Genomic DNA, 14,288 nt, shown 5'->3' with positions numbered 1-14,288 from the left:
GGTGGCGCAGGCGTATGTGAACCACGGCCGGTGGGTGGCCGACTGCGACCGGCCGTACTGCGGCGGCGCGGAGCAGGTCACGCCTGGTCAGGCGGCGATGTCGTGCTCGAACTGCCGGCTGGTGCAGCCGCTGGAGTGGCCTGCGGACGCCGCCGTGATTTGGGCGGCGCTGGAGGTGCGGCCGGTGCCGCAGACCCGGAACTGGGCTCCGGCCGGGCACCGGCAGGCGGTCGTGTGCGGGGTGCCGGACGGGCAGTCGGTGGCGGACCTGATCGATGAGACACGAGAGCACGAGGTGGTCTGATGGCCTGGGTTTCTCCGATGACGGCGGTGGCGAACACGCCGTTCACGGCGGCGCAGTTCAACACCCACGTCCGGGACAACCTGCTGGAGACGGCCCCGGCGAAGGCCACGACGGCGGGCAGGATCATGGTGACGACCGGCCCGAACTCCATCGCGGAGCGGGTGATCGGCTTGGCCACGGTCATCACGGCGCATACCACCACGTCGACGACGTGGACGGACCTGGGCACGATCGGCCCGCAGGTCACGCTGACGACCGGCACGACAGCGATCGTCATCCTGACGGCGCTGATGTCGAACAACACGGCGGGCTCCAACGCGCAGATGAGCGTCGCCGTCAGTGGCGCTTCGTCGATCGCGGCGAACACGGAAAACGCGCTGATCGCCGAGTCCAGCCAGGCCGGTGACCTCTACCAGATGTCGGCCGCGTTCCCGATCGAAGGGTTGACGGCGGGCACGAACACGTTCACCTGCAAATACCAGGTGGGCATCTCCGGCACGGGGACGTTCCAGCGGCGTCGGCTGATCGTGCTGCCGTTCGGCTGACCAGCAGTTCTCTTCTCACTCCTCTACGAAAGGGGACCCGCGTGGGTCGTCCTGTGATCTTCTGCGTCCCTCACCCGGATGACGAGACCCTCGGCGCCGGTGTGGCGATCGCGGAGCATGTCGCGGCGGGCCGGGACGTGCACGTCCTCCTGATGACGAAGGGCACCAGTTCGGGGGCCATCGACAAAATCAACGGGTCGCTGTGGTCGCCGTGGTGGGGTGCCCCGCACAACCCGACGGTGGAGGGCTACCAGCCGCTCGACGCCACCACCCTGGGTGTGGCTCGGCTGCGGGAGATTCGTGCCGCGCTCGGCTGCCTCGGCGTCGCGGCCGACCGGCTGCACTTCGCGTGGGACCTCATCGGCACCGAGCCGCTGGACACGCAGGTGACGGTCGCGCAGGCCAAGGCCGCGATCCGGGCGCTGCACGCCCAGGTGATGGCCGACAACCCGAACAGCGGGAACTGCGGGCTGTGGACGCCGACGCACCTGGTCGACAACAACTCCGACCACACGAACATCGGCAAGGCGTCGCAGCAGCTCGGCGCCGAGGACCCGGTGGTGTGGGCGGACCGCCGCTACTGGGTGATCCCCCCGTACTGGAACGATCCGCGCCTCAACCAGGTGACCGGCCGGATGTGGGACACCCCGACGGACGCGCAGATCGCCAACCGGGTCCGCAACGCCTGCCGTGCGTACGCGGCGTGGGGCCCGGAGCAGGGGATGTACGCCTTCGGCTACCACAGCGTGGCGGACATGTTCGCCGCGATGGACGGCACGACCAGCACCAATCAGCCCAAGTGCCTGATCCACAAGTGACCGGGAGGTCGTTGTGACGCTGGTCGGATGGTGCCCCGGCGGCCGGACCGTCGCCGACATGCTCACCGCCTACCCCGGAACCGGCGCCGTCAGAGTGTTCGTCGCCGCCGGGAAGGCGCTGCCCGCGTGGGACGGGCCGGTCCTCGGGCCGATCCCCACCGGCACGCTGCTGCACCTGTCGTTCAAGACGTTCGACGTGCCGGCGGTGGAGCGGTGGCTGATGGCCATGCCGGAGGGTCGTGGGCCGCTGGTGCTGACGTACGCGCACGAGCCGGAGCAGGGCCCCGACGAGGGCGACCCGACACCGGAGGTGTTCCACGCCCGGTGGGCGGAGCTGGTGGCGGCGCTGGCCGGGCATCCGCGCCGGCCGGAGGTGCTGCTCGCGCCGGTCTACACCCGCTACTGGTGGCAGGCGCATCCGGGTGACATGCGGTGGCTGCCGACGGTGCCGGTGGATGCGATCGGCTGGGACATCTACAACAACGGCACCGGCTACAGGTCGCCGGATGACCTGCTCACGATCCCCCGGCAGGTCGCCGTCGACACGGGCCTGCCCTACCTGGTCGCCGAGCTGGGCGCTCAGCGGCTCCCCACCGACAGGGACGGGACGGGCCAGGCCGGCTGGATGCGGTCGATGGTGGAGGCGCTGCGCGGTGACGGGGCGTTGACGGCGTGCTGGTTCCACAAGGACGGCTGGGACCTGATGGCCGCGCAGGCAGTGCTGGCGCGGGAGACCTGGCGGACGTTGATCGCGGAGGAGGCGAGCATGGCGTGGAGCAAGGGGCAGCCGTGGCGGGTGGTCCGCTCTTTGGATCGGCTCAACGAGCAGATCCGCGCCGCCCATCCGAAGGCGGTGCCGCCGGCTACTCCGGCGGTGTCGTGGGGGTCGATCGCCGACAGCGCGCACTCGTCGACGTCGGACCACTACCCGCACGTCTACTCGGCGCTCGGCAAGACGGCGGTGGTGTGCGCCCGCGACTTCCCGCACGCGCCGAGCCTCGGCCTGGACGCCCACAAGATCGCCGAGGAGCTGCGGAAGTCCCGCGACCCGCGCATCGGCTACATCATCTCCAACGGCCGGATCACCGGCCCCAACTACGGGTGGGCCTGGTCCACCTATCGCGGGTCCGACCCGCACGACACGCACATCCACGTGAGCACCGTGCACACCGCCGTCGCGGACAGCGGCGCGGACTGGCAGATCGGAGACGAGGACATGCCGCTGAGTGACGCCGACGTGGAGCGGGTGGCCACCGCCGCCGCCAGCAAGGTCCACGGGCAGAAGATCGGCAAGAGCAGCTACACCATCGGGCAGGCCCTCGACCGGGCCTACAACTACCAGACCAAGCTCGACGCCCTCACCGCTGGCGTGAAGACCCTCGGGGAGCTGGTGGCCCGGGAGTCGGCGTCGCCCGACGAGGTGCGGGCGCTGCTCGACGACGCGCTGCGGGGCCTGCCGGCGCCGACGGTGGAGGTGGACGTGGACGAGCTGGTCACCCGGATCACCGCCGGGCTGTCCCGGGAGCAGGCGAAGGCCCTCGCCGACGAGCTCGCCGCGCGGCTGCAGGGGTAGCCCGGGTGGCGACGACGATCATCGTCACCGGCAGGCACCGGCCGCACGAAGTGATGCTCCTGGTCCTGTCCGCCCTAGCCGGGATCGCGTTCGTCGCCGGAGCGAAACCCCCCAGCACCGTCGAGCAGCTCGTCGACGTCTGGGTCCTCTGGACGTGGTATCTGCTGCTGCTCGCCTCCGGTGTGATCGGGCTGATCGGCATCGCCCTCCCCGACACGTACCGCTCACTGGTCCTGGAACTGGCCGCGATGGTGGGGCAGACCGCCGCGCCGGCCGTCTACGCGGTGGCGCTGCTGTCCACCGGCAGCGGCGCGGTCGGGTTCGCGGTGGCGTTCTGCGCGAGCTGGGCTTCCGCGTCCGCGTGGCGGGGCTGGCAGGTGTGGACGAGCATGCGGGCACTGCGGCAGGCAGGAGACACGGAGTGACGAGCAACATCTGGGCGCTGGTCGCGGCGGCCGTCGGCGGCGGGGGGCTGGCGGGTGTGGTGACCACGATCATCGCCGGTGTCCTGGCCCGGCCGAAGACCCGCGCCGACGCGGTGAAGGTGCTCACCGACTCGGCGTTGGCGCAGGTCAACGAGTTGCAGGAGCGGACGGCGGAGGCCGAGCGGGAGGCGGTGGCCGCCCGGGCTGAGGCGGCTCAGGCCCGCAAGCAGATGCGGGAGCTGTCCGGCGAGATAGACGCGGCGCTGGAGAAGCTGCGGTCGTGGCGGGCAGCGATCCTGGCCCCGGTGGGCCTGGACGCGGAGGTGCGCCTGGAGCAGTTGCGGGTGATGGTGCGCGATCCGGGCGGCACCATCAACGGCCGCCACCTGTAGCCCCGGTCAGTAGGCGTCGGGCTGGCGTACCCGCCACGTCCCGTCCTGCTCACCGTCGGCGTAGATCCGCGCCAACTCTGCCCGCGCAGGCCCCTCGCCGTCGAACACGGCCACCTGCGACGGCTCATGCGCCGGCGAGTTCAGGCGTATCTCCCAGCGGCCCGACCCGTCCCGATGCTCGAACAGCCTGACGAGCGCCAGCGGCGTCCACGGGTCGCCCGGACCGTACAACCAGCCCGCCTCGCGGAGCTGCGACATCCCAGCCACAACCGGCGACGCTACCCCGCCCGCCGGCATCCATGTACCCAGGAGGAAGCACCATGTGGACCGGTTCATTCTGGAAGCAGGCCCTCGAACGGGCCCTCAAGACGTTCGCCCAGGCCGCCCTCGCGCTGCTCGCCGGTGACGGCCTCGGTGTCCTCGACATCAACTGGGGCGACGTCGCCTCGGTCGGTGCGCTCGCCGCCGTCGCGTCGCTGCTGACGTCGCTGGTGTCGGCTCCGGCCGGTGCGCCGGCCAGCCCGTCGCTGGTCGAGCTGCCGTCGTCCCCGGCCCCGTCGCGCGACCTGGCCTGACCTGCACGCTGCACGAACAGAGCCGCCCCGCTTCCCTCATGGGTTGCGGGGCGGCTCTTTCTGTGTGTCAGGCCAGGTACCGCTGGTGCACCAGCCCCGACTCGCCGATCCCGTCGGCGTCGCTGTCGTCGATGGTCATCACGAGCACGTCGCCGCTGACCCGGGGGCCCTCCAACGCCATCACCCGAGTCACGCCGTCGAGGAACCGCGCGTACGTATCGCTGGCGCGCTGCGGGTCCGGCAGCAGCCGGTACTCGCGGCCCGCCACGATCCGCCCGGCGGATACCTGCTCGCCGGCCAGCGCCTTGGTGAGCAGCCGCACGGCCTCGTCGTTGAGGGTGACGCTGCGGTTGGTGGTGATGTGGATGAGGTCGTCGCCCTGGTCGATGGTGAGGGTGTTGCCGTCGGGGTCGGTGTAGCTGAGCAGTTGCATGGTTCCTCCTGAAGGGTGGGTCGGGTTGGAGCCAGAGAAGTTGACCTTGCGAATCGGGATCGAGAAGTTGACCTTGCGGGAAGGGTGGAGGCCGAAGCCCCCGCCCCTCAGAAGTAGTCGTCCCAGCCGTCGGCCGCCCGCTGCGGGCTGCACCGCCGGTGCACCACCTCGCCGTTCTCGACGCAGATCAGGCTGTCCGGGCCGGCAACCTGGCCGCCGCAGTCGGCGCACGGGCCGTTGTCCTCGCAGTCGCCGCAGGTGGCCTCGGTGGCGTGCACCTCGGTGCTGCACAGGTCCGAGCCGGGGATCCAGGTGTAGGTGAAGGTGTCCGTCTTGGTCTTGATGCCCTTCGCCATTTCCGTCTCCCTCTCTCGCTTGCCTGTACTCATAGTGTAGTGGGTACCCACTAGGGACGCAAGGGGTACCCACTAGAAAAGGCGATGGGAACCCACTAACCTCAGAGACATGACACTCCCCGAACCCATCGCCCACCTACCCGACGCCCTCACCAGCACCGACCCCGTCACCCGCGCCAAAGCCCTCTCCGCCGCCCTCGACGCCGTACCCACACTCCAACGCAGCATCGCCGCCGCCAGAGCCGACGCCGTCAACGAACTGAAGCAAGGCCGCACCTGGGACCAGGTCGGCGAACTCCTCGGACTCCACCCCGCCCGCGCCTCCCAGATCGCCCGAGGCATCTCCGGCGGCACCAAGAAAAAGACCCCCACCACCTGACCCCGAACACACAGCGGCCCCTGCCTCCACCCGGAGACAGGGGCCGCTCTTTCGCGCTCAGGCAGCCTCCGCCACCTCATACCGGCGGCCACCACCACGCACCCGGCCCGCCTCCATCAGCGTGCCCAGCAAGTTGTGCACCTGCCGCACCGACAACCCGATCTCGTCGGCGATCCGCTGCGGACTCGTGTGCCCGGCCGCGATGGCGTCGAGCACCTTCGCGTGGGACGGCCCCAACTCCTTGCGCGCCTCCTGCTGGGCCTGCGCCACGAACGTCTCCCACGACGGCGGGAACGCCACCGCACCGAACGCCTCCAGCGCCGCACCATCCCCACCGGCGGCCGGCTGCGGCTCCGCAGCGCCGCGCTCGACGGTGCGGCGCGGCGCCGACAACGAAGCCTTCCGGTCCGCATACGAACGCGCCCGCGTCCCGTAGTCCCGACCCAACGCCACGTAGCCCTCCGGCGCCGACAGGCAACGCCACACGATCCGGCCCGGCCAGTACGCGCGCAGCTTGTCGTTCAGGTAGTAGCCCCGGAAGTGAGCCTGACGCTCACCCGGCGCGGGCGTCGTCACCATCCCGTAACCGCCGTACCGGGGGAACTTCTTCGGGTTGTCCTCCACCCCGAAGATGGTCTTCGCGTTCGGGTCGCTGCCCGCCAGCATCACCCCGTTGCCGGACAGCAGGTTCGACCGCAGCACCTCCGCGTCGTTGTTCCCCGCACCACCGAACGCACCCAAGGTGGGCTCCTGGCTGGCCAGCAGCAGGTTCACACCCACCTTGCCGCCCTCCCGGGCGATCGTCGCCGCGATCCGCTGACACGTCCGCGCCGACCGCACGTTCTGCTCCTTGTCGAACACCTTGTGGCACTCGTCGATGACACCCAGCACGCCCGGCCGGTCCTCGATCGGCGCGAAACCCTCCAACTCTCGCTCCACGTTCTCCTGCTGGCGCAGCACCATCAGCAGCTCCATGCCGACGAGCATCGCCTCGATCTGGTCGTAGGTGCCCGCGAACAGGTCAGCGTGCTTCATCAGCAGCGGCGACGACGCGCCCCGCTGCCCGTCGCCGTACCAGATCACCGTCGGGTGCGACTCTGCCGCGGCCAGCGAGAACGCGATCGACTCGATGAGCCGGGACTTGCCCGACCCGGAGCCGCCCTGGATGAAGCCACCCCACAGCCGGTTGTCTGTGTACGCCCGCCACGTGGCGACTCCCTCACCGTCGGCGTACGGGCCCAGCCGCACCCGACCGGTCGCCGGGTCGAACGCCTCCGGGCCAGGCCAGTCCACCGCCTGCTTGATGGGCGACTTCGTGACGATCGTCAGCAGAAGGGTGGGCTCCGGCTCGGTGGGGTGCGGCTCCAGCAGCATCTGCTGGTCGGGCAGCAGATGCAGGCCACCGCGGAGCCGGCCGATCGCGGCGACCGCCTGCTCCAGGGTCTGCTTCCCGGCGCGGAGCTTCAGCGCGTACCGGATGCCGGCCTTGATGGGCTCGGGCTTCGTCAGCCGGGATCCGGGCAGCGCGCCGTCGCTGGCTCCGTTGTTCTCCGCCCACAGCCGCTGGTACTCCGACTTCGGCTGGATCAGGCCCACCGGGTGCTGCCGCCACCAGTGCAGCGACAGCCCGTAACCGAGCGCCATCAACACCCCGACCGCGCCCAGCGACAGGCCCGTCACGGTCACCGCCGTCAGCCAGCCGGCGGCCACGCCGATGAACGCCAACGCCCGCCGCCGCGACTTCTTGTCCAACGGCCGACGCCGCAGCCGGGTCGCCGCGACCACGCCGACCACGAACGCCGCCCCGGCCACCCACGTGGCCACGACCTGCTCGTCACCGGTCACGTGCACGGCAACCCTCGCCGCAGCAGCAGCCACCACCAGCGCGCCGACAGCCGCGTGCGGGGCAAGCTGCTGACGCAACCCGCCCTCAACCGGCTGGCCTGTGCTGTCCATCGATCAACCTCCGGGATTGGTGCTCCGGGCCTTCCACCGCGACGCGCAGACCCCGTCGGCCTGCGCGCCACAGAAGCGGCCCGGGCTCAGCCGTTGAGCAGGAACTCCTTGTCCGCCGCGTCCGGCTGCGACTGGTACGCCTCCTTCACCGACATCTGCTGCTCCAGCAGCGACCGGTGCGCCGACCACATCGCCGCCGCGTTCGCCGACGCCTCCGCCGCCGCACGCGCCGAACCGACCGCCTCACCGGTCATCCCGGCGTTCTCCAGGCTCGCGACGTACGGCTCCGCGCCGGCCGTGGCGAACGACTCGTGGGCCTTCGACGCCAGCTCGGCGTACGCCATCGCGGTGGCCAGGCTGGTGACCTCGGTGTCGGCCATGGTGATCTCCTTCTCGAACTGGTTGATGTTGGGGAACTGGTAGATCCGGGCGGTCGGGGTGTCGTCGTCGGTCGCGGGGTTGTGCTGCTGGCAGGGCGTGCCGAACGGGTTCGGGGCCCCGCAGTCCGGGCAACGGTCCCGGGAGTCGGTGCGGGGACAGACGTGCGCCCGGTGCGCCTTCTCCGCCTCATACCGGGAGACGAAGTGCTTCCGCTCGGCCCCGCAAGAACCGCACACCCAGCCGAACGGGCCGCAGGTCGGGCCGCACGGCTCCAGGCAGTACGGGTGCTGGTCGTCGTGAACCACCTCGGACGGGCCGGCCGTCTCCCCCCGGTCCGGCGTCAGCCACTCCGGCTCGTCGTGCTCGACCTCCCGCTCGGCGTTCCGGCGCTGCTGCTCGCGGTCCCGGCGCGGCTCACGCACCACGTCGACCATGTCGTCCACCGGCTGCGCCTTCGCCGCCGCAGCCCGCCGACGCTTCTCCGTGTGCGCCACCAGCGCATCCGAGTACAGGTCCGCGAACCACTCCCGCGTCCCGTACCGCGGCTGCGACGCCGCGACCTGTCCGGCCGCCCGGGCGCGCTCACGCTTCAGCTCGTACCGCGGGTTCGGGGTGCCCTTCACCGCGTGCACCAGATCCTCGGCGCCGCGCTTCGCGAAGTAGGCGATCACGAAGCACCACAGCAGCACGATCTCCATCAGGCGACCCTCGCCGTCTTCTTCGACGACGACTTCGACGGCAGCGCGTACTTCGCGCCCAGCACCACGCCGATCAGGCAGATCACCGTCAGCCCGATCGCCGGCTGGTCCCCGAACCACTCGGCGAGCCCGCCCCGCAACGCACCCTTCAGGTCGTCCGCCCAGCCCTGCACCGTGTCACCGAGGTTGCCGGGCACCGCAGTGGCCACCGACGGCGCCGCGAACGCACCCCACAGGGCGATGCGCTCCGGCAGGGCGTCCCACAGCAGATCCAGCAGCACACCCACGGTGATGCCGAACAGCAGCGCCCCCGGCACCCAGTTCCACGGGATCCACCCCAGCATGGTGCCGAGCCAGTCACCGAGGAACGTCGCGACGGCGAACGCGCCGCCGAGGAACGCCATCACCTGCGCGAACCAGGCGAGGACGAACTGGGGCAGGTCGGCGAGCGACTCCCTGACCCGCCCCTTCCACTTCTTCACGTCGATCTCCTTCGACTCAGAGGAACACCCGCAGCGCCATGTCGGCGCCCGGGGTCAGAACGTGGTCGACCAGCCAGGCGACCGGAGGAAGGGTGGACAGCAGCTTCACCGTCACGACCGTCACCGCGAACCGGGCCGGACGCTCCAGCAGCCACTCGAACAGCCGCGCCACCGCCACCGCGGGGATCGCGACCACAGCCAGCCACACACGCGCCAACCGGCGCCGCGGGTGCTTCAGCGTCTCCACGTACCGGCCGCGCTCGACGTACTCGCGCATCGTGTCCACCGCGGGGCGGCGCTCCGTCAGCAACGCCGGCGGCGTGCAGTACGCCCCGAACCGGCGGACCCAGTCCGCCGACGTACGCGGAGGCTGCTCACCGTCCGTGATTGCAGAGTGCAGACTTTCCGGCCGCCCAGAGCCGATCTCACGCTCAGACAGCACACTGCCGGACTCTGCACTGCAGACTTCAGAGTTACGCGCAGTCACCGTCACGACTGGCCGCCCTCGGCCCGACGCGACGCCCGCCACGCCACCCACGCCAGCACGTACAGCAGCACCATCGCCGCCCACGTCACCGGCGACTCCATGCCGACCCGGCCGGTGAAACCGCCGGCCAGCAGCACCGCGCCCACCAGCGCCATCCCGCCCACCGCGCCGTTCGCGACCATCTGCGCCGGGCTCGGCCACCGCGTGTGCACGTACGTCGGGGCCGTGACCAGCACAATCTCTCCGGTCGGCTCGCTGTCGGCCCGGTGCTCGCGGGCCAGGACGATGTCCGTCATGATCGGGGCTCCTTCCTTTCGGGGTTGGATGCGGTGCCCGGCCCGGCTGTGGGAGGTGGGACCGGGCACCGCGGCTACTGAACGACCGCGGCGCGGTCGTCGGTGTCGCGGTCCTCGATGGCGAGGACCGGATGGTCCGCGGGGATGCTGTTGAGGACCTTCCGCACGGTGCGGTCCGTGGTCCCAGCGGCGACCGCGAGATCCTTCTGAGGCGCGTTCGGCGCCGCTCGGTAAGCGGAAATAACGCGGGCGACAGTGGCCGGTGCGACCGTCTCCACGGCCGGAACGTCGACCGGAAGAGCGGGCGGAAGAGCAGTGGACTTCTTCCGCTTCGCCGGGGCGGAAATTTCCGCCTGCCGACGGCCCGCGTTTTCCGCCCGCTGCTGCAACCGGGCGATCACTTGACGGGCCTTCGCCAGCTCGTCCACCAACGCCTCACGCGACTCGGCCAGAGCCTCGGCGCGCTGCTCAGCGGCCATCTTGTCCGTCACTGCACGCTCCGCCGCGCCCCGCGCCTCATCGAGCTGACCGGCGATCCGGGCGGCCTGCTCCGACTGGTCGGCGGCCTGCCGACGTGCCTCCCGGGCGGCGGCCTGAACCTCTTCCGTCTGCCGGATCAGCCGGGCGATTTCCGCCTCCGACTCGGCGCGCTCTTCCGCCCTTCCTTCCGCCTCGGCGGCGGCGCGCTCTTCCGCTCTGCGACGTGCGGCGGTTTCCGCTTCGGCGCGCTCTTCCGCTGCCTTCCGCTTCCGCTCTTCCGCCTCCCGGGCGGCTCGCTCTTCCGCCGCCTTCCGGGTCGCCTCAGCCGCCTCGTCGCGCGCTTTCCGGGCGTCGGCGGCGAGCCGGTTGTCGCGCTCTTCCGCCTCCCGCTCCGCCGCCGTCTTCCCGGTGAGGGCCTTCACCCGCACCACGACGATCGGCGCGATGCACGACACCGCGAGGACCAGACCCCACGGAGCCTGCTCGCCAGCCTTGAAGTCGATCCACACAGGCACAAGGTGAACGGCCGCCTGGGCGAAGAGCATCAGCGAGAAGCTGACGATCACGTCGAGCCAGCGGCGCTTGTGGAACGCGGTGATGACGTACACGTCGAGCATCACCGGGAAGATCCACGCGATGCCCGGGGCGAAGTGGGCCATGACCGCGAGGTCGAACTCGCCCTTCGCGGTGAGCAGGACAGCGGCGGAGAGGGCGATGCGCTCGCCCCAGACGATCAGCGGGTCGGCGTTGCGGGTGTCGGTCACCGGTCCACCTCCACCAAGTCGATCAGGTCGCAGCGGCCGAGGTCGTCGCACCGCCACACCCGTGCCGAGTCGGCGCCGGCGGACTTGGTGTGCTGGCGGGCCATCTCCACCGCCTCGGTGTCACTGGCGGCCTGGAATCGCCAGACACCGCGGTGGGTGCCGCGCTCGTAGATGTCGGCCTTGAAGTCCATGAGTCAGCGACCGCCCTGGGCTCGGCCCGGCATGATCAGGTAGCCGTCGATGCGGTGCTTGGCGACGCACCGCCAGCAGTAGCTCTCCCCGTGCGGGTAGTCCGGCGTCGGCTCGGTGACCACGTCGGCCATCCACGCGCCGCAGCCCACGCACCCGAACGCCGGGCAGTCGGTGACGGCCTGCGGGTCGACGGCAGCGAGCCGGTCCTGCAGCTCGAACACGGCGGACTGGAGGTCGGCGAGCGTCCTGGAACGGATCAGGCGCAGCATCACCGCTCACCTCCCTTGTTGGTGTCGGCCTTGAAGTCCATGAGCGCCACCGTACAGCTATATGCGAATAGCAGCAAGGCTGTGTACAGTGCGAGTTGCCGAAGAACTTGCACGAACAGGCAGTAAGGTTCAGCAGAGATCAGCAGCCCAGCCGAAGGAGCGCCGGATCATGGGACAGCCGAGGTGGACGACCACCTCCGACCAGTACCTCACCCCGACCGCCAGCGACGCCTGGGCAAACGAAGCCTCCGAAGCCGGCCAGCGGGGAAGCCAGCGAATCCTCGACGCCCGAACCGAACCAGCGCTGGCTGACATCACCGCATACCTCGGCGCCGAGCCGGGAGTCGAGGTGGTCATGCGGCGCCGACTCATCCTCATCGACGACTGGCCCGTCGAGATCGCCGCCTCGTACTGGCTGGCCAGCCTCGCTGGCATGACGGCCCTCGCACAGCCCGCGAAGATCCCCGGCGGGACGCCCCGATTCCTCGCCGAACTGGGCTACCACCCCACCGAGGTGCGCGAAGACGTCACCACCCGCTGGGCCACCCCGTACGAGCAGACGACGATGGCGATGGAGAAGCCGGAGCCCGTGCTCAAGCTGACCCGCATCCTGCTCGACCACACCGGCCAGCCCTACCAGCTCGACATCAACGTCATGCGCGCCGGCCGGCACATCCGCTACGTCCGCAAGGCAGGCTGACCATGCCCACCCCGCGCGACCCGCGGCCCCTAAGCCAGCAGATCGCCGCCGACCTCCGCGCGAAGATCATGGCCGGTGACCTCGCACCCGCCACGCAGCTCCCGTCCACAACCGAGATGAAGGCCGAGTACGACGCCTCCGGAGCCACCGTCCAGAACGCCCTCAACATCCTCAAGGCTGAGGGCTATCTCGAAGGCAAGCCGGGCAAGGGCGTGTACGTCCGCGCCACCCAGCAGCAGACCATCACTCCCGCCGACTACGCCCGCCCCTACACCCCGGGCGAGCCCTACGCCTGGATCACCGCTGCCGCCGAACTCGGCCGCCGCGGCGCCTACAAGCTGCTCGACGTCGCCGAGGTTCCCGCCCCCGTCCAGGTCGCCAATGCGTTCAGCCTCGACCCGGGCACTCCGGTGCTGCGGCGGCAGCTCGTCGGCTCCATCGACGGCGAACCCGTCGAGCTGGTCTGCACCTTCTACCCGCTCGACCTGGCCGCCGGCACCGCGCTCACCCAGAAGCGGCTCATCAAGGGCGGCTCACCAGCGGTGCTCGCCGAGCTGGGTGTGGAGCCCGTGACGTTCGAGGACGTCATCTCCACCCGGCCGCCGACGTCGGAGGAGTTCGTGGCGCTGGAGCTGCCGACGGAGGTGCCGATCCTGCGGACGTTCCGAGTTGCGGTCGCCGCGTCGGGGCGTCCGGTGGAGTGCCAGCTCATGGTGAAGGCGGGGCACCGGCACGAGGTGCGCTACCGCTGGCCGTCCTAACTTGCCCCTGAACGGACTCGTCAAGAGGAGATGACGTGAAGCTGTACGAAGAGGCCGTGCGCCTCAACGAAATCGCTGAGCCGACGATCCATCAACAGATCCATCTTCCGCACTGGACCGAAGCCAAGGCCGTCCTGTACCGCTTCTTCGACGACCGCGGCATGCTGCTCTACATCGGCGTCACCGGGTCGCTGAAGACGCGGATGCAGAGTCACAGTCGCGGCCGCTGGTGGGATCACGTCGACCACACCCGCACCAAGCTGGACTGGCACTGGACCCGCGAGTCGGCGCTGGCGGCGGAGCGGAGAGCGATCCAGGAGGAGAAGCCGATCTGGAACATCCGACCCTGGTAGCAGAGTCCTGACGGGTTCCTGACAACGCCCCCAGCCGCTGCGGCTGGGGGCGTTGTGCTGATCGGAGGCCCGGCCCAGCTCGGTAGTTGTCGCAGGTCAACCAATAGCCGGGGGTGAGTGACCGCATGATCACTCATATTTCGCTATCTGAGAAGTTTGCGGCTGCAAGTTGCATCGATAGCCATCCCATACGCGAGACTCCGTTCGTATGAACAACAGTGGGGACCACGCCAAGCAGCCCGTTCCGGCCACCGCCCGACCCTGGCTCATCGCCGGCAGCATCACCGGAACGATCACCATCGCGCTCCTGACCGCCCTCATCGGATACGCGGTCCACCACAACCCGCCCGTCACCGTGGCAACCATGGTCGTCGGGATCATCGACCTTCTCCTCGGCATGGCGTCCATCAAACTGCTCTGCGACGCGTCCACGATGGTCACCATCCACCGCACCACCTCCCGCTACGTCGAGGGCGTCGGCGACACCGTGGACCGCCTCGCCTCCGTGCTTCCGCAACCCGACAACGTCCGCCGCCTCGGGTGACCTGTCCCCGAAATGTCCCCACACAGACAGCGAACGGCCCTCCGGCCGATAACCGAAGGACCGTTTCACCTGCTCAACAATGGTGGGGCGGGCGGGGTTCGAACCCGCGACCGAGGGATTATGAG

23 protein-coding genes are annotated in these 14,288 nt (G+C 70.1%); 12 read left to right on the top strand and 11 right to left on the bottom strand.

The features are described 5' to 3' along the window. Position 1: 1 nt before the first annotated feature. Genes KBX43_RS27430 through KBX43_RS27405 form a run of 6 tightly spaced genes read left to right on the top strand, consistent with a single transcriptional unit; the run spans position 2 to position 4,057 of the window. On the top strand, positions 2-304 hold the full coding sequence (locus tag KBX43_RS27430; protein WP_210887939.1) for a hypothetical protein: 303 nt from the start codon (positions 2-4) through the stop codon (positions 302-304). Then, on the top strand, positions 304-849 hold the full coding sequence (locus KBX43_RS27425) for a hypothetical protein (RefSeq protein ID WP_210887936.1): 546 nt from the start codon (positions 304-306) through the stop codon (positions 847-849). The genes KBX43_RS27430 and KBX43_RS27425 overlap by 1 nt, the downstream gene beginning before the upstream one ends. 41 nt (positions 850-890) lie before the next feature. Further along, positions 891-1,667 carry a PIG-L deacetylase family protein gene (locus KBX43_RS27420; RefSeq protein ID WP_210887933.1) on the top strand — a complete coding sequence of 259 codons (777 nt, stop codon included), beginning with the start codon at positions 891-893 and terminating at the stop codon, positions 1,665-1,667. Between the two features lie 13 nt (positions 1,668-1,680). Next, positions 1,681-3,240, top strand: coding sequence for a hypothetical protein (locus KBX43_RS27415; protein WP_210887930.1), 1,560 nt, complete (start codon positions 1,681-1,683; stop codon positions 3,238-3,240). A gap of 5 nt (positions 3,241-3,245) precedes the next feature. Beyond that, the gene (locus KBX43_RS27410) at positions 3,246-3,665 is read left to right on the top strand and encodes a hypothetical protein (RefSeq protein ID WP_210887927.1); all 420 of its coding nucleotides are present in this window, start codon (positions 3,246-3,248) and stop codon (positions 3,663-3,665) included. Then, a complete protein-coding gene (locus tag KBX43_RS27405) occupies positions 3,662-4,057 on the top strand; it encodes a hypothetical protein (protein ID WP_210887922.1) in 396 nt (131 codons plus the stop codon). Before KBX43_RS27410 ends, KBX43_RS27405 begins: the two co-directional genes overlap by 4 nt. Before the next feature lie 6 nt (positions 4,058-4,063). Here the strand turns inward: KBX43_RS27405 and KBX43_RS27400 are convergent, their stop codons facing one another. Beyond that, positions 4,064-4,324, bottom strand: a complete 261-nt coding sequence (locus KBX43_RS27400; protein WP_210887919.1) for a hypothetical protein — start codon at positions 4,322-4,324, stop codon at positions 4,064-4,066. A gap of 53 nt (positions 4,325-4,377) precedes the next feature. Here KBX43_RS27400 and KBX43_RS27395 point away from each other — a divergent pair, with 53 nt between their 5' ends. Beyond that, a complete protein-coding gene (locus KBX43_RS27395; protein ID WP_210887917.1) occupies positions 4,378-4,632 on the top strand; it encodes a holin in 255 nt (84 codons plus the stop codon). 67 nt (positions 4,633-4,699) lie between these two features. Here KBX43_RS27395 and KBX43_RS27390 read toward each other — a convergent pair whose 3' ends face one another. After that, positions 4,700-5,065 (bottom strand): hypothetical protein, encoded by a 366-nt coding sequence (locus tag KBX43_RS27390; protein ID WP_210887914.1) that lies wholly within the window; start codon positions 5,063-5,065, stop codon positions 4,700-4,702. 107 nt (positions 5,066-5,172) lie between these two features. Next, positions 5,173-5,421: a hypothetical protein gene (locus KBX43_RS27385; RefSeq protein WP_210887911.1), complete on the bottom strand. Its 249-nt coding sequence runs from the start codon at positions 5,419-5,421 to the stop codon at positions 5,173-5,175. A 109-nt stretch (positions 5,422-5,530) separates the two neighbouring features. Between KBX43_RS27385 and KBX43_RS27380 the strand changes: the two genes are divergently transcribed. Then, positions 5,531-5,800, top strand: a complete 270-nt coding sequence (locus KBX43_RS27380; protein WP_210887907.1) for a hypothetical protein — start codon at positions 5,531-5,533, stop codon at positions 5,798-5,800. A gap of 57 nt (positions 5,801-5,857) precedes the next feature. Here KBX43_RS27380 and KBX43_RS27375 read toward each other — a convergent pair whose 3' ends face one another. The 8 genes from KBX43_RS27375 to KBX43_RS27340 form a co-directional block, all read right to left on the bottom strand. After that, a complete protein-coding gene (locus KBX43_RS27375) occupies positions 5,858-7,756 on the bottom strand; it encodes a hypothetical protein (protein WP_210887904.1) in 1,899 nt (632 codons plus the stop codon). Positions 7,757-7,842: 86 nt separating this feature from the next. Continuing rightward, positions 7,843-8,835, bottom strand: coding sequence for a hypothetical protein (locus KBX43_RS27370; RefSeq protein WP_210887901.1), 993 nt, complete (start codon positions 8,833-8,835; stop codon positions 7,843-7,845). Then, complete coding sequence (locus KBX43_RS27365) at positions 8,835-9,317, bottom strand: hypothetical protein (RefSeq protein ID WP_210887898.1); 483 nt, start codon at positions 9,315-9,317, stop codon at positions 8,835-8,837. Before KBX43_RS27365 ends, KBX43_RS27370 begins: the two co-directional genes overlap by 1 nt. A gap of 16 nt (positions 9,318-9,333) precedes the next feature. Further along, positions 9,334-9,594, bottom strand: coding sequence for a hypothetical protein (locus KBX43_RS27360; RefSeq protein ID WP_210887895.1), 261 nt, complete (start codon positions 9,592-9,594; stop codon positions 9,334-9,336). Between the two features lie 212 nt (positions 9,595-9,806). Beyond that, the gene (locus KBX43_RS27355) at positions 9,807-10,100 is read right to left on the bottom strand and encodes a hypothetical protein (RefSeq protein WP_210887892.1); all 294 of its coding nucleotides are present in this window, start codon (positions 10,098-10,100) and stop codon (positions 9,807-9,809) included. Between the two features lie 74 nt (positions 10,101-10,174). Then, on the bottom strand, positions 10,175-11,344 hold the full coding sequence (locus KBX43_RS27350; RefSeq protein WP_307851603.1) for a hypothetical protein: 1,170 nt from the start codon (positions 11,342-11,344) through the stop codon (positions 10,175-10,177). Next, entirely contained in the window at positions 11,341-11,535 is a 195-nt protein-coding gene (locus KBX43_RS27345; protein WP_210887889.1) for a hypothetical protein, read from the bottom strand. Before KBX43_RS27345 ends, KBX43_RS27350 begins: the two co-directional genes overlap by 4 nt. A 3-nt stretch (positions 11,536-11,538) precedes the next feature. Next, entirely contained in the window at positions 11,539-11,805 is a 267-nt protein-coding gene (locus KBX43_RS27340; protein WP_210887886.1) for a hypothetical protein, read from the bottom strand. 169 nt (positions 11,806-11,974) lie between these two features. Here KBX43_RS27340 and KBX43_RS27335 point away from each other — a divergent pair, with 169 nt between their 5' ends. From KBX43_RS27335 to KBX43_RS27320, 4 genes are all read left to right on the top strand, one after another. Next, positions 11,975-12,505, top strand: coding sequence for a UTRA domain-containing protein (locus KBX43_RS27335; protein ID WP_210887882.1), 531 nt, complete (start codon positions 11,975-11,977; stop codon positions 12,503-12,505). Between the two features lie 2 nt (positions 12,506-12,507). Then, complete coding sequence (locus KBX43_RS27330) at positions 12,508-13,266, top strand: GntR family transcriptional regulator (protein ID WP_210887880.1); 759 nt, start codon at positions 12,508-12,510, stop codon at positions 13,264-13,266. Positions 13,267-13,301: 35 nt separating this feature from the next. After that, the gene (locus KBX43_RS27325) at positions 13,302-13,619 is read left to right on the top strand and encodes a GIY-YIG nuclease family protein (RefSeq protein ID WP_210887877.1); all 318 of its coding nucleotides are present in this window, start codon (positions 13,302-13,304) and stop codon (positions 13,617-13,619) included. A gap of 208 nt (positions 13,620-13,827) precedes the next feature. Then, positions 13,828-14,163, top strand: coding sequence for a hypothetical protein (locus KBX43_RS27320; RefSeq protein ID WP_210887874.1), 336 nt, complete (start codon positions 13,828-13,830; stop codon positions 14,161-14,163). The last annotated feature ends 125 nt before the right edge of the window (positions 14,164-14,288 follow it).

This window comes from Micromonospora sp. C41, from assembly GCF_018070485.1.
Taxonomy (GTDB): domain Bacteria; phylum Actinomycetota; class Actinomycetes; order Mycobacteriales; family Micromonosporaceae; genus Micromonospora; species Micromonospora chalcea.
This window is presented reverse-complemented; position numbering and strand designations above follow the sequence as displayed.